This is a genomic window from Acetobacter cerevisiae (assembly GCF_001580535.1).
Classification (GTDB): Bacteria; Pseudomonadota; Alphaproteobacteria; order Acetobacterales; family Acetobacteraceae; genus Acetobacter; species Acetobacter cerevisiae.
This window is the reverse complement of the sequence record NZ_LHZA01000004.1, coordinates 1-628: the sequence shown is the minus strand read 5'-3', so window position 1 is coordinate 628 and position 628 is coordinate 1. Positions and strand designations below refer to the sequence as shown.

The window sequence follows — 628 nt, the reverse complement described above, 5'->3', positions numbered from 1 at the left end:
GAGAACTGACTGCTTCATGCTGTTGGAATAGGTCACAAGACCGCCTTCGGTCACATCTGATGAGCCTGCGTGATGCGTCAACAGAGCGGCAACTAGCCCTCCTGTGCAACTTTCTGCCGTCACCAGTTTGGCTTCAGCCCGCCTGAGGGCTTCCAGCAGTGTCGCAGAGCGCTGTATCAGTTCGGCAGAAAGATCTGAGGTCAGAAGGGATGCAGGCATAGCGATCAGCCTTTAGAGGAGAGCAGGTGACGCGCCACAAGACGCGCAGCCTTGATGCACCCCGCAGCCATGACACCTGCAACCAGATCATCCCCCATAATGCCTGTCGCGCCATGCTTGCGGTCCAGATAGCCAACCGGGCCGGGCTTTTTGATATCGAAGAGGCGGAAGAGGGCAAAAGCCAGCACGGAGAGCCCAAGGCTTTTTCGGACGGAAGCAGGATCTTCCGCGTCTTCGGGCAGGCAGGCCAGTAGACTGACCCACATACCCGCAACCTCATCAATCACAATCCAGCTGTGATCTTCGCCTTCTCCGGCACGGTCCGCTGCCCACCAGCCCGCGATGGAGACCACCCCAATTGCCCCAACCAACGCCTTCGGACGTTTGAGGAGAGGAAGCCCCAACAGCA

2 protein-coding genes are annotated in these 628 nt (G+C 58.6%); both read right to left on the bottom strand.

The window, feature by feature from the left end:
- The coding region (locus AD928_RS00030) for a CinA family protein (protein WP_167347320.1) at positions 1-219 on the bottom strand (219 nt) is incomplete at its 3' end.
- A 5-nt stretch (positions 220-224) separates the two neighbouring features.
- The coding region (locus AD928_RS00025) for a phosphatidylglycerophosphatase A family protein (RefSeq protein WP_062247292.1) at positions 225-628 on the bottom strand (404 nt) is incomplete at its 5' end.